The organism is Halobacillus rhizosphaerae, assembly GCF_046719735.1.
Taxonomy (GTDB): Bacteria; Bacillota; Bacilli; order Bacillales; family Halobacillaceae; genus Halobacillus_B; species Halobacillus_B rhizosphaerae.
The window spans coordinates 326,961-349,498 of the sequence record NZ_JAUTWQ010000006.1; the positions used below are offsets into that span (position 1 = coordinate 326,961).

The following is a 22,538-nucleotide window of genomic DNA, read 5'->3' on the forward strand; positions in this document are numbered from 1 at the left end:
GACCTATATAAAAGGATAAATTCTGTAAATGTTCAAAGTTTAAGGGATTTTAATTACGGAAATAGGTCAACAAACTTTAAGAAGAGGATGTGTTTAAAGTGAAAGCTGTCACATATCAAGGCAAAGAACGGATGGTAACGAAACAAGTCGAAGCCCCTTCTATTAAAGAACATACGGACATGATTGTAAAAATAACAGCAAGCGGAATATGCGGTTCAGACCTACACCTCTACAAAGGTGGAATTGAGCCGGAGCAGGATTACGTTGTCGGCCACGAACCAATGGGAATTGTCGAAGAAGTTGGACCTGACGTGAAGAACTTGAAAAAAGGCGACCGGGTCGTCATTCCTTTTAATATTGGATGCGGAGAATGCTTCTTCTGCAAAAACCAAATGGAAAGCCAGTGTGATGAGTCCAATCCCCACGGTGAAATCGGTGGTTTATTCGGATTTACAGAAATGTACGGAAGCTATCCAGGAGGACAAGCAGAATACCTGCGTGTTCCTTATGCGGATTTCACGTCCTTTAAAGTTCCGGAGTCGAGTGAATTGGATGACGAAAGTGTCTTATTCCTTTCTGATGTCATTCCAACAGCTTACTGGAGTGTAGAGAACAGCGGGGTAAAACAGGGAGACACCGTCATCATCCTTGGAAGCGGACCGATTGGATTAATGGCCCAGAAATTCGCTAAACTTAAAGGCGCCAGCCGAGTGATTGCTGTTGACCAAGTGGATCACCGTCTTGATCATGCCAAACGGACGAATAATGCGGAAACCTATAATTTTAAAACCTTTGAAAAAATCGGCTCCCTTCTTCACGAAGAAACGAAAGGCGGAGCAGATGTCGTCATAGACTGTGTAGGTATGGATGGCACGGTGCCTTCCGATGAAGAATTCGGTTCAGAATTTGATAACCAATTTGGAACAATCAGCCCTATTAAAACGGCGTCTGAGTCTATTCGTAAATTTGGAACCGTCCAGCTGACCGGAGTGTATGGAACAGAAGCTAATGGTTTTCCAATCGGTGACTTCTTTGCCCGCAATGTTTCATTAAAAATGGGGCAGGCTCCTGTTATCCACTTGATGCCTAAATTGTATGACATGATTGAAAATAAAGAGTTTGATCCGACTGATATCATTACTCACAGCATGCCGATCGATGAGGCAGCAAAAGCTTACGATATTTTTGATAAAAAAGAAGATGGCAACATTAAAGTTATATTGAAACCATAAATCCCTTGATGAGTCCATGTTTTTGTATTAGAAGTAGGTTGGGAAAAAATCTGCCAGCCATTATTAGACCCGAACGATGAAGCAATTAACGTTTCTTCATCGTTCGGGTTTTTTCCTGCCAGCGTGATATGAGGTATCTTGAAATTTACACAGAACGTATTTCACGTTTCCCATTTATCTAAATCAGGCTCCTATAATGAACAGGAAGAAGGAAGTGAAAAATAGAAACCATTCTAGCGCAGGAAATACAAGGAGACTGCTGCAGGAGGAAGGCATAGTGTACCCCCGGAGTGCGCAGCACGAGGAGGCACACCAGCCGCCCGCGAAAAGCGGAGTGTATTTCCGGAGCGGCTATTCAGAGTAAATCTCTATCCTTCCCGAATTGTTCGTCTTTAGCTTGTTTAATTGATGAACCTTTGTACCTCCTTCTCTCTGGCATCCTGATTCCAACGAACCATTTTCCTGTTTTTTACACAATTTTTACATATTTCGACAGAAGGTTACGGCAAAAGGTTATAGAATAGTAACGGGCCCACTCATTATATAGGAGGTTGTTACATGTTAAAGAAGGCTTTTGCCGCTGCATTAACTATTGGAATACTAGCTTTACCGTTACATAATCCGCCCGCGCATGCGGATGGAGCATCAGCAGATGTGAATCTGCGAATCTTAGAAACGACCGACATCCATACGAATATTGTGAATTATGATTACTATAAAGACCAGAAGACAGACCAATTCGGACTGGCAAAAACGGCAACACTCATCAAACAAGCGAGAACAGAATCAACCAATAGCTTGTTGTTTGATAATGGTGATTTAATCCAAGGGACACCCTTAGGAGATTATGTGGCGAAGGTAAATCCTCTTAAGGAGGGTGAAGTGCACCCAGTTTATAAAGCGATGAATCTCCTCAATTATGATGCTGGAAATATCGGAAATCATGAATTTAATTATGGACTTGATTTTCTAAATCGAAGTCTTAGCGGTGCAAACTTCCCTTACGTCAACGCTAACGTTTATGTAGATGATCAGGATAATAATCCGGACAATGATAAACATTATTTTAATCCCTACAAGATCCTTGATAAAACGGTCACTGATGAGAATGGTCAGGAACATCAGCTGAAAGTCGGCGTGATTGGGTTCGTGCCCCCTCAAGTGATGCAATGGGATAAAGGAAATCTAGAAGGGAAAGTGATTGTGAAAGACATAGTAGAAACGGCAAAGAAATACGTACCTGAAATGAAGGCAGAAGGTGCTGATATTATTGTTGCCGTTCCCCACTCAGGCTTTGAAAAAGCTGCACCACAGGGAAATGATGAGAATGCCGTTTATTACTTAAGTGAGGTAGAGGGAATCGACGCGATTCTATTTGGACATGCTCATAAAGTATTTCCTGGAGACGCCACTTTCGAAGGGGTGAGCGGTGTGGATTCTGCTAAAGGTACAATTAATGGTGTCCCTTCTGTTGAACCTGGGTATTGGGGCGATCATCTAGGGGTTATTGACCTTACCTTAACAGATAACAATGGGAACTGGACGGTAAAAGATTCTCAATCAGAAGCGCGTCCTATCTATGACTCAGCTACGGGCACATCCCTTGTAGAGACGGATCAGGACATTGTGAACGCTGTAAAAGAGGAGCACGAAGCAACGATCGATTATGTAAGAACACCGGTGGGAGAAACTACCGCACCGATTAACAGCTATTTCGCGCTTGTCAACGATGATCCATCCATTCAAATTGTTACGAATGCACAGAAATGGTATGTGGAAAATAACATTCAGGGAACGGAATATGCGGATATTCCCGTATTATCGGCCGGGGCACCGTTTAAAGCCGGCGGCCGGAGCGGTTCTTCCTATTATACAGATATACCAGCAGGAGATATCGCGATCAAGAATGTAGCGGACCTTTACGTTTATCCAAATACGTTAAAAGCCGTACTTCTGAATGGGGAAGAACTAAAAGACTGGCTAGAGATGTCTGCCGGTCAATTTAACCAAATCGATCCAAAAAGTAAACAAGAGCAAAGTTTAATCAATTCAGAATTCCCTTCTTATAACTACGACGTCATTGACGGAGTTACTTATAAAGTTGATGTTACACAGCCGGCTAAATACGATCAAAGCGGTAAGGAAATCCATCCGGATGCCAACCGAATTAAAAAACTGCAGTATAATGGTAAGAATGTAACAAAGGACATGTCCTTTATTGTGGCGACCAATAACTATCGTGCGAGCGGAGGCGGTCACTTCCCTCACCTGGACGGTTCCAACATCATCATTGATTCACCAGATGAAAACCGTCAAATCTTAATTGACTATATGGTGGACCAGCAAACGATTGATCCGGCTGCCGATCAGAACTGGTCCTTTGAAGAAATTAAAAATAAGAAACTTGATCTTACTTTTGAATCTTCTAAACAAGCACAGCCTTATGCAGACTCCATTGAGAATATCAACTTTCTAAATGAAACCGAAAATGGTTTCGCCAAGTACCAGCTCGACCTTTCGCAAGATAAAGATAAACATCACGGAAAACATCATCATCACCACGGCGGTCATGGGAGACATCACCACCATCACGGCAAAGGTCACGGCCATCACAAACATAAATAAGGTAAAAAAAGACATCATAGAAACATAGAAAATACAACCAAAATCATTAGCAAATACATTAGTACCGTCGGAAAGCGAAGAGTATGAACCTTCATAGACGTGCAAACAGCTAACCCGGACCAACGAAAGCAAATGGTCCGGGTTTGCTATTGCTATCTCCCCTATCTGTTTCATTATCTAATCAGGGGAAGCGGACTTATGCCATGTTCTGCGCCAGGTTTTATTAATTGGTAGAGATGGCTTGGATCATCTGTGAACAAACCATCAACTCCCAATGAAATCGCCTGCTGTATGAATGATTCATTTTGAACATTATACGGGTGCACCAGCAGGTGATGCCTGTGAGCTGCCTGTACATATTTCTTTGAAATAAGTTCCTGCGAGGGACCCACTCCATCCGCATAGGTACCTATCTCCTCCATTTGCTGATTTAATTCTGCTTCTCCAGCAGGAGCCGAATCTACTAATTGAATGAACACTACTTCTTCAGGAACTATCCCCTTGAGCTTCTTCAGGCTTTCAGGAATAAAAGACTCCAGAACCACCTGTCTTTTTTCAAACACATGGTTTCTTTGTAAGATCCCAGCAAGCTGTTCTTCCATCCCAAGACCTTTGGTTTCTATGTAAATTCCAATGTGAGTAGAGGGATATTCCTTAATGAGGTTCAAGATTTCCTGCAATGTTGGTATTTGCAGTCCTTGATATTCCGGATCTGCGAGTGGAGGGTAGGCAGCGTTAAACCATGTTCCCGCATCCAGTTTTTTAATTTCTTCAAGAGTGAAATTTTTCACGGCCCACGGAGACCTGTCAGGATACAGTTCTTTGACGTTGGTCGTTCTCTCGAGTGTAGAATCATGTACAGCAACAAGCTCTCCATCTTTTGTCATCTGCAAATCAAACTCTACAAAGTCTGCCTGCTGTTCGATGGCTTTTCGAAAGGCTGGAAGCGTATGTTCAGGCGTACGTGCAGAGGCTCCTCGGTGAGCGATTATAACTGGATCACTAAAGGGAACTAGGGTAGACATAGCTTGCTTTACGGTACTTCCTGATTTTATGTAAACAAGTGAAATGGAAGCAGCAAAGAACAGCAGTAAACATAGAGAGGTAAATACTATCCTGTTGTTCATTTTCAATTTCACTCCTGATTCTATCTTTAACTTCTGGATGACGGATCAAGATTCTTGTTGGAAGCAACCCCCAACATGACTACACCCTTCTAGAGGGAGATCTCTTACTCGCTCAAACTGGTTCCGTTCTTTCCCAGTCTTCTTTAAACAATGCGTAGCAAATAACATCTTCATAGTTGTTATGCTTTAAGTAATGCTGCTTTAGCAGTCCTTCTCTTCTAAACCCCAGCCGTTCATGATACTTTATGCTTCGGTCGTTAAACAGAAAGACTTCCGCACAAATCTTTCTAACACCTAACTTCTGAAAAGCAAAATCCAACCCCATACTCCCCATTAAATTTCCAGTCCCTTTCGGTAAAGAGGAATCCCCTAAATAAAAGCCCCAGTAACAGGAGTTGTGGTCGACATTTAAGTCCTTAAAATATACTACTCCACCAGGTTTCCTTTTATATTCAAATAGTAAAAAATGGTTCTTTGTTCTGTCCAGATTTCGAAACCAATCTACATGCTCCTGCCTGGAAATGACATGATCATTCGTCATATTTAAGCGTACGCGATCAGAGTTACGCCATTCGAGAACTTTATCCATATCACTCATTTCCATATATCTTAGCGAGCCGTTACCCTTGTTCATAAAACACTCTCCTTACCCAGTCAAACTCTTTATGTTCCTTTTGATTCTGATGAAAGAGACGTAACCCCTGTTCTGAGATTTCGGCTAGTTGGGATGGGGATTGTTTAAACTCCTTGATTTTCCGAGCAATCATTTCCACACTTACTTGGTCATACCAGCCTAGGTTCATAATGGCATTCACTTTCTCCAGCTCGCGGCACATCGCTACTTGATTATCTGCTGTGAGAATCGTGAGTGCCGGAAGTCCCAGAAAACACCTTTCCCATGTAGAGCTCCCTCCAGCGCCAATAGCCAGGTCAGCCTTCAACATTAAATCAGCGACGTAATTAACCTGGCAGTGAAAAGTTATGTTCGGCCATCTTTTACATCTTTCTCTAATTAATTCTTTCCGCTCGTTTGCCTCACCCGTTACCACATCTACTTTCATTTCCTCATCCATTAGTAATTCTAAGGCTGATAATGCCTTCTCCGTTTCCTGCGTAGGGTCCGTTCCTCCAAACATAATCATTACCCGCCTGAGACTTCCTTCTCTTTTCCTCAGCTGATTCCTTGCTTGTTTAAACTCCTCCCTTAACAAAGCATAACCAGGCCCGAACAATTTCAGCGAATGTACCGGAACTAAGTCCCTGTACCTTTCTTCATTATTGGAGTAGTATCCCTGATCTAAGATGACATCACAGTCATGGAGGCGGTCAGCCAGGTCATCAATAACCATAATCTTCAATACATACGGACGAATAGATTTCTCCCATTGCTGATTAATCCGGTAATGGTCAATAATAATCCAGTCGACCTCGCCCATACCTTCTAATATCTCAGCGACTGCTTTCTGATCTTCCTGCCAGTTGAATTCCATTTCCCGATCTGTACCGGCAATCGAATACACGGTGTATCCTTTTTCCTTTATGTCTTTAATTAAATTGCCTTTTAAATCTTTGCAAATAAAACACACTTCCGCACCAAGTATTCTTAATTCCTCAGCTATGCTTAAGCATCTCATGACATGACCATATCCTATAGATACGGATGAATCCGTGCGGATCACAACTTTCAATTTCGTCCCCAACAAGTGGGGGTCATCAGATTTCACAGCAATTTTCTCCCTAGAATAAAAGCTTCCGCCGCTTCCACACCAATAGCAGAGCCACGAAGTTTCGCTAAATAGAGCGCCGTATCAATGGATCGCGAGTGCGGCCAGTCTCTCATTTCATGACTGTACTCTTCCAGGGCTTTCAACTTTTTGTCAATCGTATGGGATACATCGATAAACCAGTTTGGATGGAAAGTAGCCCCCGAATTTGGCGGCTGCCATTCAGTACTTGATAAAACTTCAAAAAACAGCAGTTCTTTTACATTATGCTTATCCGGCATCGGTCTGCAAGCGGTAATGACCGCCCGATGAATACAGCGGTGATCAACATTGACATCTCCTATGTGGTGAGTATAAACACAATCCGGGTGGTATTCTTCTATTAAATCTTCTACTACTTTAGTAATATCTATTTGGTCCACTGAATCCATACGATTATCAGGAAAATCAAATAACTTCAATTCCTTGACCCCAAGGATTTGGTTTGCTTTTTCTGCTTGCTTTGCAAGTAATGATAATTTACCTTCGTTAGCCGGCCGGTTTCTCTTCTTCTCTCTGCTCGTAATTCCCTCAGCCAAAATGGCTACACGAACTTCATCACCGTTCTCCACATGCTTTGCCATCGCAGCTCCACAGCCTAATATTTCATCGTCCGGATGTGCCGCTATTACTAATACTTTCAAGACCCCTTCCCCCTTCGCTTCTCCTTCTGCCAATCTGCTACCTTGTTAACATTCTCCGCTGAATGTGAGGCAATAAGACCTTGATTACTATATTGGTGATTATAGTGGAAGGATGCACCGCTAAGATCAGTCATCACTCCTCCTGCTTCTTGCAAAACTAAATGAGGAGCAGCAATATCCCAATCTTTAACCACGACATCTTTGACGAATAAGTCAGCAGTCCCATCCGCTACTTTGCAAATTTTCAAGGAAATACTTCCACATTCTATATAACTCGCACAGGAGAAGTGATCATACACTTCTTTTGCGATGCCGCTCGGTACCGGTTCGTTATCGATCAGAGTACTAAAAGGCTTGAGAGTAGAGCAAAGGAGAGATGAACCGTTATGATACGCTCCTCCACCTTTTTCAGCGGCATACATCTCCCCAAGACTTGGCGCAAAGATTGCCGCTACTACAGGACAGCCATTTTCCATCAGCGCCGCCTGGGTTACATATCCGTCATATCCATGAGCAAAGCTTGCTGTTCCATCTATTGGATCGATCAACCAGTACTTTCGCGGGCGAACGGCTGTTAAGGACTGAGGATTTTCTTCACTGATAATAGGAACAGAGGCATCTAATTTAGTTAAATAGATTTCCAATAATTGATGCGCATATCCATCGATTTTCGATTTAAATTGGGTTCCTTCCCAATGACCTTCAGAAGCTTCTCCGCGTCTAGTCAGCACCGCTTTCCCCACTTTTTCAACAATCAACGTTAGGTCATCAAGCTTCATTTTCAACACTCTCCAGCATGTTTACTAACCGTTTATTCATCGGCCAGGGACTCCATCCCAGTACTTCTTTCGCCCGGGAATTATCTAATTGAATAACCGGCTGCTCTACAGAAGCGTCTATAACTTTGCAATCTTTCATTAATGAAGCTATTCTTTGAGCTAATAAAAGTATATTGCAAGGTTCGCCAGTCGAGATGTTCAAACACGTCCACCCACTTCCTCCATGCACCACAGCTTTCTGTACCGCCTCGATCACATCCTCTATATGCAAAACGTCAAGCGGCAGAGGCATCGAAAATTCCACCTTAATTTCTTTGCGCTTTACTGCTGCTTCACAGAGTTTATATACCATGCCGCTTTTTCGGCCTTCTCCATAAATACCAGGAAAGCGCAGACATGTGACTGCCAAATCCTGCTTAGACCCTGTCTTTAGCAGCTGCTCTGCACAATATTTGCTTACCGCGTAATGCTCAAGTGGTTCACATAGAGTTTCTTCCTGAATAACCTGGGTCTTTGGAAGTCCATAAACGGTTTGAGAGGAAGCATAAATTAAATGCTTCACTCCTGCAGCTAAACAGTACTCAAGCAGGTTAGCGGTGGAAATGGTATTGGCCATATACAGAGATGCAATGTCTTTATTGGCTGGTACGGGAGCTAGAGTTGGATTCGTTTGATTAGGCAGAAGATGAATATCTACCAAACCAGCAAAGTGCACAACCGTATCGGGATGATCCTTTCTTTGTTTTAATTGTTCCAAATGCTTTATGGAAGTTAAATCTAACTGAATATATTCTTTTTGATTTGAGTAACAATCAGAACGAAAAACAGGGAGGACTTCTCCGTATAACCCTTGCAATGCCTCCAACAGTTTCCTGCCGACGAACCCCCCTCCTCCAGTCAGCAGAATCATTGCCCCTCACCGGTAAATTCCTTCATTCGCTTCAGAAATTTATCTTCCGTTATAAATTCATCCAAGGTCTGCCGAAGCAAAACTACTCCTTCTTTCCAAGAAATGTTTTGGCTTGACCGTACACCTAATGCTCGATCTACTAAGTAATTCAATTCATCAAACCCTGAAGCAATCGTTAAAGATACGCTGGTAGAAAAGCGAGGGTTAATTTCAAATACAAAAGGCACTCCTTGCTTATCTATACGGAGCTGCACATTGAATGGCCCATCTGCCTGCAATTGCTCTTGAATCTTTATACACACTTTTTCAATCACACTGTTTTTTCGTGTAACCGCAAGCTGAGTAACTCCTCGTTTCTTAATAATTTCTTTTGGAATGACCGCTTGGACCCTCCCGTCGCGCCAAACACAAACGGAAACAGTAAATTCCAAGCCATCAATGTATTCCTGAATAAGGATATCCTTCGCAGACGGTAAGGTGCCTCTATAACTATTAAACTCGTCAATCGACTGGAAGACTTCCACTCCCCGGCTTCCTCTTCCAACTCTTGGCTTAGCTATAATCGGAAACTTAAGGTCATGAGCACCTTCACTCGCAAGCTTCGTCCTCGGAAAAGGGATTCCCGCCTTTTCAAAGGCTTGCATTAATTTATATTTATCTAGACATAATTCTATGAACGTTTTGTCCGGAACCAATACAGCCAGTGATTCACTCCCCAACGCAGCAGAAGCTGGAAGTTCTTCATCAACTAAAGGAATAAGTACATCTACTTTTTCCTGCTGACAAAGCTCCGCCAGCTTCTTTGAAAATTCTGGAGAGTCTCCTTGAGGGAGCTTAAACCCTTGATCGGCCGTATAAAGTCCCACAGCATGAGGATCCATATCCCCAGCCAGTACTCGATAGCCCTTACTCTTCAAGATTCTAATTAATCCCGGAACCGCCGCCCCTCCAGCACCGGTCAAAAACACGGTCTTATGACTCATTTTAAATCCTCCCATGTAATCCAGTGATCGGCCTTTACGGTTTGGGTCAATACCATACCTTTGACCTCTTCCATGAATCGCGGGGAAATTCCATAACCCGGACGTTTGATGCACAAATCCGCCTTAGTCAGCCTTTCTCCTGCTTGAAGGTCCCTAGTTGTGTGAAGACTTCTTCTCCCCTTCCAATACATTTCCTCTTCCTCTTTCCTCGGCCCGTTCTTTACTCCGTCTCCTAAAGCTTTCCCCACCTCTCGTATGTCCGTTATCATCGTTTTCATCTCTTCCGGTTCAACCGCAAATGGATGATCCGGTCCAGAAAGCGTTCTATCCAGTGTGAAATGCTTTTCGATTACACATGCCCCTAATGCCGCTGCGGCTATGGAAACATGGGTCCCCAGCGTATGATCCGAGTACCCGACAGGAACTTGAAAGGTATCTTGTAAGGTTTTCATAGCTGTTAAGTTCGATAACTCAACAGGGGCAGGATAGAGCGATGTGCATTGTAATAAAATAATTTTGTCGTTCCCTTCTTTCCTGCAACGATTAACCGCCCATTGAATGTCTCCATAATCCGCCATGCCCGTTGATAAAATCATCGGCTTTTGGAAAGAGGCCATCCGGGCGATTAAATCACCGTCCGTTAAATCAAAGGAAGCCACTTTGAATGCTTTCATATCCAATTGACCTAACAGATCAACCGCCTCCTTGTCGCAAGGAGAAGATAAAAATGTGACACCGTGCTTCGCTGCATACGCCATTAACACCGTATGCCAATCCCTGTTTATCTCGAGAGAGCGAATCAGTTCATAGGTTCCTCGTTTGTTATGATCTAAATAGGAAAAACCCGGGGTATACTTAGAATAATGACGATCTGCTTTAAACGTCTGGAATTTAACAGCATCTGCTCCTGCAGCTGCTGCAGAAGCAATCAGCTGCTTTGCCTGTGCCAAATTCCCATCGTGGTTTGATCCAATTTCCGCAATAATATAAGGGCGGACAGCGTCTACTGCCCTCCCATTAATCGTTATGGCCTCCCCCATAGTTATCCCCCCTAAGTACGACCAGTTACGAGTGAACAGAGTAATGAGAAAGGATGCTTTTAGTCACGCTTATCACGTCTTCAGCGTCTTGTTTGGTCATGGAAGGATGTAAAGGAAGCGTAATGATTTCTTCATAGAGCTTTTCCGCAGCTGGGCACAGACCTTTCTGAAATCCTAATTTTTTATAGAATGGATGATAGTACACAGGGATATAATGAACATTCACTCCAATATTAGCTTTCAGAAACGATTCAAATATTTTTTTCCTGCCTACTTTCAATTGATCTAAGTTCAAGCGAATGACATACAGGTGCCAGCTCGAATCACTTAGCTGATCTTGAAAAGGAATAGTCAACTCCTTCAAGTCTTTAAATGCTTCATTATACATCTGCACATACTTTTTCCTTCGCTGAATAAAGCCGCTTAATTTAGTTAATTGACTTTCCCCGAGAGCAGCCTGTATATCCGTCATCCGGTAGTTAAAACCAAGAAACTCCATTTCGTAATACCAGGGTCCGTGATTTTCTACTAGATCCTGAGGGTTGCGGCTGATCCCATGAGTTCTGAACTTAAGCAGGCTATCCCGATACTGAGGATTATTGGTCGTGATCATACCGCCTTCTCCAGTAGTGATATGTTTCACCGGATGGAAACTGAACATGGTCATATCATTGAGACCCCCGACCGCTTTCCCATTATAGAAAGCTCCTAATGCATGAGCCGCATCTTCAATCACCACTAGGTTATGTTCTTGAGCGATTTTATGAATAGCTTTCATATTTGCTGGCTGACCAGTAAAGTGTACGGGTATAATGGCTTTTGTTTTAGAGGTGATGAGAGAGGATATAGAGGCAGGTGAGATATTGTAAGTATCGGGATCTATGTCGGCAAACACTGGGCAGGCTTTTTGATATAGAATGCAGTTAGCCGTTGCGGCGAAAGTCATAGGCGTGGTGATCACTTCGTCTCCTTCCTCAATACCCGCAGCAAAGCAGGCAGCATGCAATGCCGCCGTCCCACTTGAAAACGCAACAGCATACTTTGCTCCTGTGTATTGAGCAACAGCGGCTTCAAATTTCCCCACCATCGGCCCTGTAGTCAGAAATTCACTATTCAAGACTTTCTCAACAGCCTGGCAATCCTGTTCGTCAATCCATTGTCTTCCATATGGGAGTAACGAGGACCTTACTCGATAGAATTCTTCATCGTTTTGATTGATGTTCATATTCACTCCTCCGCTAGATTAAATCCGTCGATTTGATCCATTCTTCCGTTTTTCGGATCCCTTCTTCCAAGCTGACTTGTGGTTTCCAGCCTAATAATTTCTCTGCTTTTTCATGATTGCACAATAATTTAGCAATCTCACTTTGAGGGTGTATATGTTTCACGTGCTGAATTTTGCCTTCATCTTTACAGATGAGAAAAGCTAAATCGTTAACGGAAACGTCTTTCCCTAGACCAGCATTAACGATCTCCCCATTCACGGTGTCTTCATAACCGCTTGTCACTACAAATCTGGCGCAATCTTCTACATACAAAAGATCTCTCGTTTGTTTTCCATCACCGTAAATCTGCAGAGGAATACCTTCGAGGTTATTCTTGATAAAAATGGCTACTACTCCGCCTTCTCCTCCTGTTTTCTGGAAAGGGCCATAGGTATTAAATGGGCGAATAACTACAGCTGGAAGGTCATAGGCATAATAATAAGACAAGACCAAATTCTCTGCGGCAATTTTTGAAGCCGCATAAGGAGACGCGGGTTTGATCGGATCCGTTTCTTTAATTCCCAATGGAGTCGAAGCTTGATCATAAACCATGCAAGTACTCATAAATACAATCTTCACCTGGTGTTGTTTACATTGTTCCAGAATATTAAATGTGCCAATCGTATCATTGTCGAACGTAGTCTTAGGATCATCAATACTATCCTGAACGTTGATGCTCGCCCCAAGGTGATAACAGACAGAAAAATGGTTTGAAAATACCTGCGCTAATAAACCATTGTCTTTAATGTCCCCTTTTATAAAAGCTGCAAAATTCTTATGAGTTCTAAACGCTGACAAATTCTCTTCTCTGCCATTAGACAGATCATCCAAAACCCACACATGATGTCCATCGTCTAGTAGCTTCTTTACTACCCACCGGCCGATAAATCCCGCTCCTCCGGTAACTAATACATTCATTCCGTTTCCTCCCTTCAAGCTAAATAAGCTTTTCTTTAATAATTCTAGTCCTTAAATCTTCTAAGGTCATAGGAGACTGGTCGTCGGAACGGTATGTTCCTTTAGTCACGGGTTTCGCTCCATTATAATCTGCCAAATTTGCAGGGGATGCCGGTATCACAAACATATCGGGTAATTCAAGCGCGGTTAGCGATTCATCTTCGGTCATTAATTCTTCATACATTTTCTCCCCAGGTCTTAACCCTATTTCCTCAATTCCTACGGAGTCACATTTAATATCATATTTGTTACAGGTTTCTTCTATGACTACTTTGGCCAAATCCTGTAAATTAACGACAGGCATTTTTAATACAAATACTTCTCCTCCCGTTGAATACTGTAAGGCTTTCATCGTAAGATTTGTGGCTTCTTCCAGGGTCATCATAAAGCGACTCATCTTCAAATCTGTGACAGTAATTTTCTTATGTTCCCTTATTTGCCTGGTGAACAAAGGAATAACAGATCCTCGCGAGCCCATTACGTTCCCAAATCGTACACTTGAAAACGTTGTAGAGTGACTTCCCTCAATCGTTTGCGCGGATGCAATCAGCCTTTCAGCGGCTAACTTAGTTGCACCGTACGTATTAGTCGGGGAAATGGCTTTATCCGTGCTTGTAAAGACGACCTTTTTCACCTTCCTAGCTATGGCTGCATGAATCACATTATAAGTGCCTTTAATATTGGTCAGGACAGCTTCGTATGGGTTAAATTCACATGATGGAACATGTTTCATAGCGGCTGCGTGGAAGACATAATCGATTCCATCCATAACCTGAAACACTCGTGCTTCATCCCTTACGTCGCCAAGGCAGTACTGAATATCCTGATCGTTTCCCATTTCATTCTGCAAAAGGTATTGCTTATATTCATCACGGCTGAACACTCGCACGAACTTAGGATCTTGGAGCAGAATCGCCTTCAATAGACTCTTCCCAATCGTTCCAGTTCCGCCAATAATCAGTACTCTTTTATTCTTAAAATACATTCTTCTCCTCCTTTCTATGTCATCCTTCTAAAGTGATTTCAAAGAACTTATCGTACAATTGCCGAACTAGGATCCGCTTGCCTTTTCTTTCTATCCTATTAATCCTTGTAAGGAAGCTGTTTATCTCCTTAACGGTTAAACTGGGAAATTTCTGCATAACAATGGGATTGGTCTTATATATCCGTTTATTATTTTCTCTCTTCAATTTGCTGAGCAGTTGAGCATTCATTTCAATATGATCGGGACTCGCCTTAGGTGCAGGAATTTTATTTAATAAATGAAGAATATTTTCATGGGCAAACCGATCCTGAACCCCCGCATTATATCCCTTAAGCAGTTGCAGCTTTCTTTGTTCATTAAATTTGTTGCTGTTGAAATCATATTGATTTAGGTCATGATCAATAAACTGAAAGATATCTTTTACTTTAGCTACTTTAATACTAAGCTCGTTTGGCAGGTCATATTTCCTTTCTTTCAACGGAACATAGGAAATGACTGGTTTCTCCAGCAGAAAGGCTTCAGCTCCAGTCGTACAGCCATTATGAATGACTAGCTTAGAAGCAAGAATCCAGTTAATCACGTTTCCTTCGTGGACCACGGAAACATTGTTACATTCTTTCAAATCTTGCTCGTACACACTGAATACTTCGCTTGGATGAGGTCTGATTACGAAATGAAGATGAGGATACCTTTGACTGCACGCTTTGATCATTACGATAAATTGCTTATAAAGCTGTAAGATTTCTCTTGGACCATACTTCCCTAGATGTCTCTCTAATTGGGAAAGGATTTTTACATTCACCTTGCCCTTTTCATTCACGGTCTTTGTATAGGCAGGAAACCTGGTATTAATTAGAACAAAGTCTCCATAACGTTCTTTGATGGCTTCCGCTCCAATATTAAATAAGCTGCGATATTTCGTTTGCAGTAAATCAAAACGGGGATTGCCCGTGATCACACATTTATGGGCTTCACCAGGATACTGACTAATAATAATATTTTTCTGTACTTCTCCCCAGCAGCACTCATAGTCAAGAAGATTAAAGCTCTTCTGGTCAAGACTCTTCTGAATATAAATCTCTTTCTCCGTTAGCGGAAACCCTTCTTCGTGTAAATTCAGCAACTTATGTCCGTACTTCTTAGCCTGTTGGAAACGGCGTAATTTATCGTTCTCGATGTAGCCCTTATCAAGAAAAATCCCGGGCGGTAAACATTCAAGTGCCTCTTCCATCATCCCTGATAAACCCAAAACGACCCTGTAATTATGGTGCACTGCGTAATAGGCGAGCAATAACTTTGCATCAAGCTCTCTTACTTTCGTTTCTATGGGTAAGTAAAGCCATGGTTTATGATCGATCTCATCTGTCATCTTATTTTTCAGCCTTTCTTTCATCCTTTTAAAAAACTTCATACCTATCACTCAATCTTTTTTAATCTACTAATTATATATATGTGGTTTAGCTTATGCGGTGTTAGGTGTAAAGCGGAGTATACACTTATCCTATGGCACTCTTGTAAGATTTAAAGACAGCAAAAACCCCCTGAATCCCACAAAAGAGGGTCTGTGCATTCAAGGGGGTTCTTCATTTGCACAATCAGGTTTTTCTATGGCAAATCAGTCGATGCGTTCGATTTTAAAAAGATTATCACCTAATTGTTCTATTGTGAGATGACTAATGTTGCGCTCCAATTTATCCATTTTTTTATAAAAAGCCCAAATCTCCTTCCTGTAGAGCGATGGAAATACATATTTTAACTTTGCATTGAAGCGGACTTTCATAGGCTGTTTAGGAGAAGAATCCCCTGCTGCATCTACGGGCAGCTTATTCATTAATTTGAGGATTTTATTATACGTGAACGTTTCTTTTAACACGGGAGAATAATGATCTAATAATTGTCTATTCTCGGGAGCGTATTGTTCCTCACTCACTCGTGTAAAGTCACCATTTATTATAATCTTATCCAATATTGAATGAACTTCTGCGATGGTGCTTGCTTTTATTCCTAATTGATTAGCAAGTTCTACATCAAACTCCTTCGAAACAATAGGCAAATAAGAGATGGTAGATTTACCAAGGAGAAATGCTTCAATACTCGAGGTACAGCCATTATGAATCACCACTTTAGCTGCTGCCAGCCAATTAATAATATTTCCTTGATGGAGCACATGGACCTTTGGATACGAAGTGAATTCCTTTTGATAACTCTTACTATTTTCCCCAGGGTGGGGACGGATCACGATGTTCACATCTGGATACCGAACCGCCATAGTATGAATCAGCTGAAGAAAACTTTCGTACAGCTTCTTCATATAAACCGTAACTGCATCCGTGTTTTCCTTTTTGCCCTTCATATAGTTGTAGCTTGTGAATCTTGTATTAATTAAGATAAAAGTACCAAACTTCCCTTTTAACCGATTCACTTCTTCTTTAAAAAGGTACTGAAATTTGGGCTTAAGCAAGTCCAGTCTTGGACTGCCTGTCACATAACACATGTTCTTTCTGTTAGGACGTTTCTGAATAATTATATCTTTCTGATAGTCCCCCCAGCAGTATTCCTGGCTGACAAGCTCCAACATGTCAGCCTTCATCCTGTCGCGCATATACTTCTTCTGATCCGAAACCAGAAAACCCTCTTCATCAAGCTCCACTATTTTATGGCCGGCTGCATGGGCATTGGTAATTACTCTCTGCCGGTATCCATGTGTATAACCTTTAGAAAAGAAAATCCCTTTGGGCAGCGTATTGGCGGCCAGTTCGACCATTTGATGTTCCCCTAAGACAACTCGATAACCTTCTCTCAGAGCATAATAGCTTAATAGAAGTTTCGCATCTAATTCTCTTACTTTTACTTCAATGGGCAGATACAGCCACTTTTTCTTATTATTCATGCTTCCCCCCATTCCTGCCTGTTCACATGTTGAACGCTGTGCATGAGAATGGCACTAAATCGAATGCAGTCATCTTTTTAATTTATGATCTTTCCTTACTAATATTCCAATCCAATCAATCATGTAAAAACCCGAACCATTAATGACTGGTTCGGGTTGGCTGATGAGTCCTATTATATTGTTTTTATTGAGAGAAGTTGTCAAACAGCCTTCCGCCATAAGGTTCAAGCAGTTCATCTATATATTGAATCAGTTCTTTTTTCTTACTAAGCTGATAATACTCCCGTAAGTATTTCTCAAGCTCTTTACTCATCCCTGGATTAAAATCCTTAAGTGAACGATACATCCATTTACCCTCTCCGGTCCACTGCTGATTAGCTCTTAAAATAAATTGATGGAGTTTTTCAGTAAGGGCGGTCACAGTAAACAGGTCCTCTTCAGGCAAAGTAGACCCTTCTAAATCATCAAGTAAATCCGTAATTCTATATCGCATTTTATCCAGCTGGCTTTTCGGCCAAGCACTTGGTCCTTTATTTAATAACTCTTTCCCTTCTCGAATAAGCGCCTCCCCAAGTTCTTCTCCTTTTAGCACTATTCCTTCTGCACAGATCCTAGTAAGCAAAGGCACTCCATGCTGTTCTTCCAGAAAAAAATTATAGGATAAAGAGTCCTCATTATGAACAAATACTTCAATCGGCCAATCCATAAACTGACAAGATTTACGAAAGGAATCATTAGACAAGATGAGAATATCAAGGTCAGACGAACTGGTTTGTTCCCCGCGGACGACACTGCCAGACAAGAGAGCAGCTTTACACCCTGGAAAATATTGCTGAACAAACTGGAGTGCTGTATCCATTATTATCTTATTCACTTTATCCTGCTCCTTTTGCCCTTCTTATGAAATAATATGAGTACTGAGTACTGCTGTTCACCCACTGCCGCCTTATTCCCACCCGTCTTATTTTCATTCATTTTTTTAAGAAGGAAATTGGGCACTAGATAAAGTCACCAAGTAAATTTCTGTTTCCATGCTTCTAATTCTTCTTTTGTTTCCTTGCTTAAAAGCTCAATCTGCCGTAAAAACTTTGCTTTAGCGCCTTCATATAATTCGATATCCAGCTGATTCAATTCTTTTATTCTTTCAATCATAGACGGAGAAACTTCATGGACCGGTATCCGATTAGGATTATTATTTCTCATCTTGGTTCCGGCGGCAATTTTCCAACCGAAGAGTTTTTCCATAAAAAATAAGGATTCACTATACATTTCCGTCATGCCGGCTAATAAAAAATAGTTTCTTAGATTTTCTTTTGCTGCAGCTAACTGTGTTGGGTCTCCTCCGGAAAGGTACCGTGTAGCAAGATTAACCGTACGGAATTTAATATTCCGCAAATCCTCCATGGGTTCATAAGGATTATTTTCCACATCCTCCCGCTCCATGTATTGAATGAACTCTTCCAAACTCATATTATTTACTTGCTCGCACAGAGGATCACGCACGGTATTCCTTATATAATAATAAGTTGAAATGACCCGGTCCACAGGATCCCTTAACATCGTTACATAGGCGCATGGTTTATTAAATTTTTCAAAATAAGTACCATGCTTCACTATGATATTAGTAGGCTGCGCTCTTAAAATTCCCCAGAGCGTTTGACCACCCGTCTTAGGAATATGCAGAAAACAAACTAAAAACTCTTCCTCAAGATCATCTTTATTAAAATGGATCAAATGGACACAACGCCTTTACTCTTTTGAGTTAAGGTATGATAGACCCTTCAAAACGTGCAGAGAACTAAGTCATATCTTGTGGCATGATTAGGGAAGAACATCTTCCTGAATTTTTCTATTATGTACAGCTTTCTGCTTTCAAGCAAATTCGATGAACTAATTTTTGTTAGCAAGCCACTCTAATGCACCCTGAAGATCTTCAGCAACAAAATCGACCCCTAACTCAGTTGAATGTACCCCCGGATCCTCTAAAGTCGTTTTCCCCGCACCTGTCTGAACGAGAATTTTTAAACTCCCAGTCTTTGAAGCGGCCAGCATATCCGTCCACCGATCCCCGATCACTGCACAATTGGATAAGTCCAAACCATATTTATCTCTTGCTTCTATCAGCATCCCTGTATTGGGCTTACGACAGCTGCAAAGCTCTTCTATACGATGAGGACAAATAAATATGTCGTCGAATCCAAACCCTCTCAATTCATTAACAAACTCATGAACACTGGATTTTCCTTCAGCTATTCCTGGTTGATTGGTAAAGGAAAAGATATTAACTTTCTCGCTATGTAATTGATCGATCACACTCGTTGTAAACGGAAATAAGGAGAACTTTCCAGGATAGTGGATAGACTCATCGCCGCCAATCGTCCCATCACGGTCTAAAAATACAGCCTCAAGCCATTCTAAGTTCACTGTCTTTCCTCCCTTTTTAGTAAAGAGCATGCCGTTTAGAGAAACACGGCATGCTCTAAGGTGGATCTATTCTTTTTCCTGTAACTCTTCAGCTTCTGTCTCTTCCTTATCTTCTTGATTTTCACCACTGTCTTCTTTAGATGCAGCGGCTTCTTGGAAGGCTGACGCCTGTTCCTGATCAAAATTACTGACTTTCCCACGGGAGACATAGCTTTCCAGCATGGCTTTTAAATCCATCCCCGTTGTTTCCTTTAAGGACTCTTGGATCCCCAGCATCGTAGAAGTCACACTGTTCGCTACTTTAGATGATCCTCCCTGAGAGTTGGATCCTCCCATATCAATAACTTTCATATCCTTAATTTGAGCCAGCGGAGCAGCCACTTTCTCTGCGTATTCCGGCAGTACCTTGATCAACATTTCCATAATAGCGGCTTCTCCATAATGCTCCATAGCTTTAGCCATACGTTCTTTTGATTCAGCTTCAGCTATTCCACGCTGACGTATAACTTCTGCTTCCGATTCCCCTTTAATTCGTTCTGTATCCGCGTCAGCTTCCGCTCGTTTGGTCACTTCATAAGCCTCGGCATCCGCAATCGAGCGGCGGCGTTTATTTTCCTCTTCTTCTAGTTCTACAGCACGCTGCTTCTCTATGTATTTTACTTTTAATTCTTCTTCTTTAATTTGCTGAGCAAGCTTTTGGCGTTCGAGTTCCCCAGCTTGATCTGCCTTTGCTCTAGCACGGTTCGTTTCTTTTTGAAATTCTGCCTCTTTAATTTCTTTCTGATTCGTAGATTCTGCCACTGCAGTTAAACGGCGGTTCTCTTCATCTTTGGCTTCCTGATCATTTTTCGCATGATAGATACGAGTTTCTTTCGTAGCATCGGATTCTGCTAAGTTTGCCTTTTTCTGAACTTCCGCAATATGAGGACGTCCCAGTGCATCGATATATCCATTCTCTTTATCCACGTCTTCCACGTCATTCAACGCAAATGAGGTAATTTCGAATCCCATGCCTTTTAAGTCAGATTCTGCAATTTTCTTTACTTGTGTGTTAACTTCTTTAAAGTCATTATAGATTTTCTCAATTGGCAGAGAAGCAATAATTGAACGAAGGTGACCGTTCAACACATCCTTCAATTCTGATTCACGTTCCTTCTGCTTTTTACCCAAGAATTTCTCTGCAAAATTTGCCATGATCTCAAGCTCACTGCCGATACTGATCACGGCTGTACTTGCTACGCGTACTGGTATCCCCTCTTTGGTGTAAGCTTTCTCAGAGTTCACTTGCAGCTGAAAAGAAGTTAAATCAATCGGTGTGGCAGTTTGAAACATACGCAGACGATACCCTCCGCCTCGGATAATTTTCACTGACCTGCCATTATCATCTTCAAATACGTTCTTTTCTTTTTCTGGATCTCCAAGCTTCGGACCTGTTACAATCAGCGCTTCATTTGAACTTGCTGTTTTGTAGCGCAAACGGAAAATGATAAATAGGATGATCGCAGCCACGACAGCGACTGCACCAATAACGCCTAAAATCATTAAAAATAATGCATTTTCGAACATATCTACGACCCCTTTAATTTTTATTGTCCATACTTTTCCAACTATGGACCCTGTATTACATAACGATTGTCCCCCTCCAAAAGTTTCAATAGTCGAGCAATTTAAGCAGAAATTTACAAATACCTTAGTAATTTGATGATTAAACTGCCACAAGAAGAGTGAAAATAATTGAGTGTCACTCATTTTACCAAACTAAAAAAGGGCATCTTATGAACGTTGTACGCTAACCTGTACAGTTTCAAAAAACCCCCTTATACGTGTATTCAGTTATAGTTAAGCTGCACATTCCGCATCAAAAATCTTCACCAGTCTTTGGGTGATTTCTTATATTATTTCCGAAAGATGGAGAGGATTTTTTCTAAATTTCCTTTTGGCTTATTTGCTGCCGCATCTTCTAAACGCTGGTTAAAGTCATTTTGTGCTCGCCATTCCTTCTTTTGTTCTTCCCGCATTTCCTGAATTTCTCTTTGTAATAGTTCCGTCTTTTGTTTCTCCTGCTCCAGCAGTTCTTCATAATGAGCTTCCTGCTGTTTCGTCATTTTTTCAAGTTTCGCCTGTGTTTTCTGTGCAGAATTCCCTACACCCGCGCTAATCACATGATGATCTTGCTGTAGTCGAGAAACCGTAGTTTTCAGCTCAGACATATCGTTTGTCAATTGCACGTTCATTTCACGCGAAGCAGCTAGTTCATTAGATATGAACATTAGGAACTCACGTAATTGACCAGGGTCCTGAGGAGTTTCACCATATGTATCAGGTACAGCAACATTCGTTTCTTTGGATTCTAAACGATCCTGCTGCATGTCCACCATATCCTGTGCTATATCGTCCAGAGGCTTATCCGTATCGCGTATCGCTATAAGCGATTCGATGTCGGATCGAACAAAGATACGGCGATTGCGATCTTTAAAGAACTCGTACCCCTTACGCTCTAAAATTTGGCCATACTTTCTGACAGTCGGTGTGGCAATGCCCAGCTCTTCTGCTACTTCCTTGGTCGTGTAAGCTCTTTCATTAGGCTGTATATCGTGTCGCATATCGTCGAACCTCCTTTCCTATAAATATGAAGGTTTTCGACCGAATTTGCAAGCTTTGTCGTAAAGCGATATATCGCTTTAAAACAGAGCCTATCCGACCATTTATTTAACCACCCCAGCCCTATTGATATCAGATTAATCAATTACTTTGATCCTTTATCATCCATCATAAGATGCACCATATCGGAAATCGCTACAGGCGATACAAGGTTGAGATTAAAATTCCCGGATTTATCCAACCAGGAATTAAGGACCAGAAAATCCAACTACAAAGGCTTTCAAATTAAAAAATTGAATGATTCCTATTAGAT

20 protein-coding genes are annotated in these 22,538 nt (G+C 41.7%); 2 read left to right on the forward strand and 18 right to left on the reverse strand.

The genetic code is table 11. The features are described 5' to 3' along the window. The first annotated feature begins 98 nt into the window (after window positions 1-98). The gene (locus Q7A53_RS09345) at window positions 99-1,232 is read left to right on the forward strand and encodes an alcohol dehydrogenase catalytic domain-containing protein (protein ID WP_411788880.1); all 1,134 of its coding nucleotides are present in this window, start codon (window positions 99-101) and stop codon (window positions 1,230-1,232) included. Window positions 1,233-1,790: 558 nt separating this feature from the next. Then, a complete protein-coding gene (locus tag Q7A53_RS09350) occupies window positions 1,791-3,857 on the forward strand; it encodes a bifunctional 2',3'-cyclic-nucleotide 2'-phosphodiesterase/3'-nucleotidase (RefSeq protein WP_411788881.1) in 2,067 nt (688 codons plus the stop codon). A gap of 173 nt (window positions 3,858-4,030) precedes the next feature. On the opposite strand, the gene Q7A53_RS09355 is transcribed toward Q7A53_RS09350, so the two are convergent. From Q7A53_RS09355 to Q7A53_RS09440, 18 genes are all read right to left on the reverse strand, one after another. Next, entirely contained in the window at window positions 4,031-4,984 is a 954-nt protein-coding gene (locus Q7A53_RS09355; RefSeq protein ID WP_411788882.1) for a glycerophosphodiester phosphodiesterase family protein, read from the reverse strand. 112 nt (window positions 4,985-5,096) lie between these two features. Continuing rightward, the gene (pseH, locus tag Q7A53_RS09360; RefSeq protein ID WP_411788883.1) at window positions 5,097-5,618 is read right to left on the reverse strand and encodes a UDP-4-amino-4,6-dideoxy-N-acetyl-beta-L-altrosamine N-acetyltransferase; all 522 of its coding nucleotides are present in this window, start codon (window positions 5,616-5,618) and stop codon (window positions 5,097-5,099) included. After that, window positions 5,605-6,708 carry a UDP-2,4-diacetamido-2,4,6-trideoxy-beta-L-altropyranose hydrolase gene (gene pseG, locus Q7A53_RS09365; protein ID WP_411788884.1) on the reverse strand — a complete coding sequence of 368 codons (1,104 nt, stop codon included), beginning with the start codon at window positions 6,706-6,708 and terminating at the stop codon, window positions 5,605-5,607. The genes pseH and pseG overlap by 14 nt, the downstream gene beginning before the upstream one ends. Beyond that, the gene (locus Q7A53_RS09370; protein ID WP_411788885.1) at window positions 6,705-7,391 is read right to left on the reverse strand and encodes a PIG-L deacetylase family protein; all 687 of its coding nucleotides are present in this window, start codon (window positions 7,389-7,391) and stop codon (window positions 6,705-6,707) included. The genes pseG and Q7A53_RS09370 overlap by 4 nt, the downstream gene beginning before the upstream one ends. Beyond that, a complete protein-coding gene (locus Q7A53_RS09375) occupies window positions 7,388-8,170 on the reverse strand; it encodes a 3'(2'),5'-bisphosphate nucleotidase CysQ family protein (protein WP_411788886.1) in 783 nt (260 codons plus the stop codon). Before Q7A53_RS09375 ends, Q7A53_RS09370 begins: the two co-directional genes overlap by 4 nt. Continuing rightward, entirely contained in the window at window positions 8,160-9,080 is a 921-nt protein-coding gene (locus Q7A53_RS09380; protein WP_411788887.1) for an NAD-dependent epimerase/dehydratase family protein, read from the reverse strand. Before Q7A53_RS09380 ends, Q7A53_RS09375 begins: the two co-directional genes overlap by 11 nt. Then, window positions 9,077-10,063, reverse strand: a complete 987-nt coding sequence (locus Q7A53_RS09385; protein ID WP_411788888.1) for an ATP-grasp domain-containing protein — start codon at window positions 10,061-10,063, stop codon at window positions 9,077-9,079. Before Q7A53_RS09385 ends, Q7A53_RS09380 begins: the two co-directional genes overlap by 4 nt. After that, the gene (locus tag Q7A53_RS09390) at window positions 10,060-11,103 is read right to left on the reverse strand and encodes an N-acetylneuraminate synthase family protein (protein WP_411788889.1); all 1,044 of its coding nucleotides are present in this window, start codon (window positions 11,101-11,103) and stop codon (window positions 10,060-10,062) included. Before Q7A53_RS09390 ends, Q7A53_RS09385 begins: the two co-directional genes overlap by 4 nt. A 25-nt stretch (window positions 11,104-11,128) precedes the next feature. After that, complete coding sequence (gene pseC / locus Q7A53_RS09395; protein WP_411788890.1) at window positions 11,129-12,328, reverse strand: UDP-4-amino-4,6-dideoxy-N-acetyl-beta-L-altrosamine transaminase; 1,200 nt, start codon at window positions 12,326-12,328, stop codon at window positions 11,129-11,131. 13 nt (window positions 12,329-12,341) lie between these two features. Next, window positions 12,342-13,286 carry a dTDP-glucose 4,6-dehydratase gene (locus tag Q7A53_RS09400; protein WP_411788891.1) on the reverse strand — a complete coding sequence of 315 codons (945 nt, stop codon included), beginning with the start codon at window positions 13,284-13,286 and terminating at the stop codon, window positions 12,342-12,344. Between the two features lie 19 nt (window positions 13,287-13,305). Next, entirely contained in the window at window positions 13,306-14,310 is a 1,005-nt protein-coding gene (locus tag Q7A53_RS09405) for a UDP-N-acetylglucosamine 4,6-dehydratase family protein (protein ID WP_411788892.1), read from the reverse strand. Between the two features lie 19 nt (window positions 14,311-14,329). Beyond that, entirely contained in the window at window positions 14,330-15,721 is a 1,392-nt protein-coding gene (locus Q7A53_RS09410; protein ID WP_411788893.1) for a surface carbohydrate biosynthesis protein, read from the reverse strand. Between the two features lie 204 nt (window positions 15,722-15,925). Then, complete coding sequence (locus tag Q7A53_RS09415) at window positions 15,926-17,200, reverse strand: surface carbohydrate biosynthesis protein (RefSeq protein ID WP_411788894.1); 1,275 nt, start codon at window positions 17,198-17,200, stop codon at window positions 15,926-15,928. A gap of 184 nt (window positions 17,201-17,384) precedes the next feature. After that, window positions 17,385-18,074, reverse strand: a complete 690-nt coding sequence (locus tag Q7A53_RS09420) for a nucleotidyltransferase domain-containing protein (RefSeq protein ID WP_411788895.1) — start codon at window positions 18,072-18,074, stop codon at window positions 17,385-17,387. 134 nt (window positions 18,075-18,208) lie between these two features. Further along, window positions 18,209-18,934 carry a sulfotransferase family 2 domain-containing protein gene (locus tag Q7A53_RS09425; protein WP_411788896.1) on the reverse strand — a complete coding sequence of 242 codons (726 nt, stop codon included), beginning with the start codon at window positions 18,932-18,934 and terminating at the stop codon, window positions 18,209-18,211. A 156-nt stretch (window positions 18,935-19,090) separates the two neighbouring features. Beyond that, complete coding sequence (locus Q7A53_RS09430) at window positions 19,091-19,624, reverse strand: HAD-IIIA family hydrolase (RefSeq protein WP_411788897.1); 534 nt, start codon at window positions 19,622-19,624, stop codon at window positions 19,091-19,093. A gap of 66 nt (window positions 19,625-19,690) precedes the next feature. Continuing rightward, window positions 19,691-21,190: a flotillin family protein gene (locus tag Q7A53_RS09435; RefSeq protein ID WP_411788898.1), complete on the reverse strand. Its 1,500-nt coding sequence runs from the start codon at window positions 21,188-21,190 to the stop codon at window positions 19,691-19,693. Window positions 21,191-21,519: 329 nt separating this feature from the next. Continuing rightward, entirely contained in the window at window positions 21,520-22,227 is a 708-nt protein-coding gene (locus tag Q7A53_RS09440; protein WP_411788899.1) for a MerR family transcriptional regulator, read from the reverse strand. Window positions 22,228-22,538: the final 311 nt, after the last annotated feature.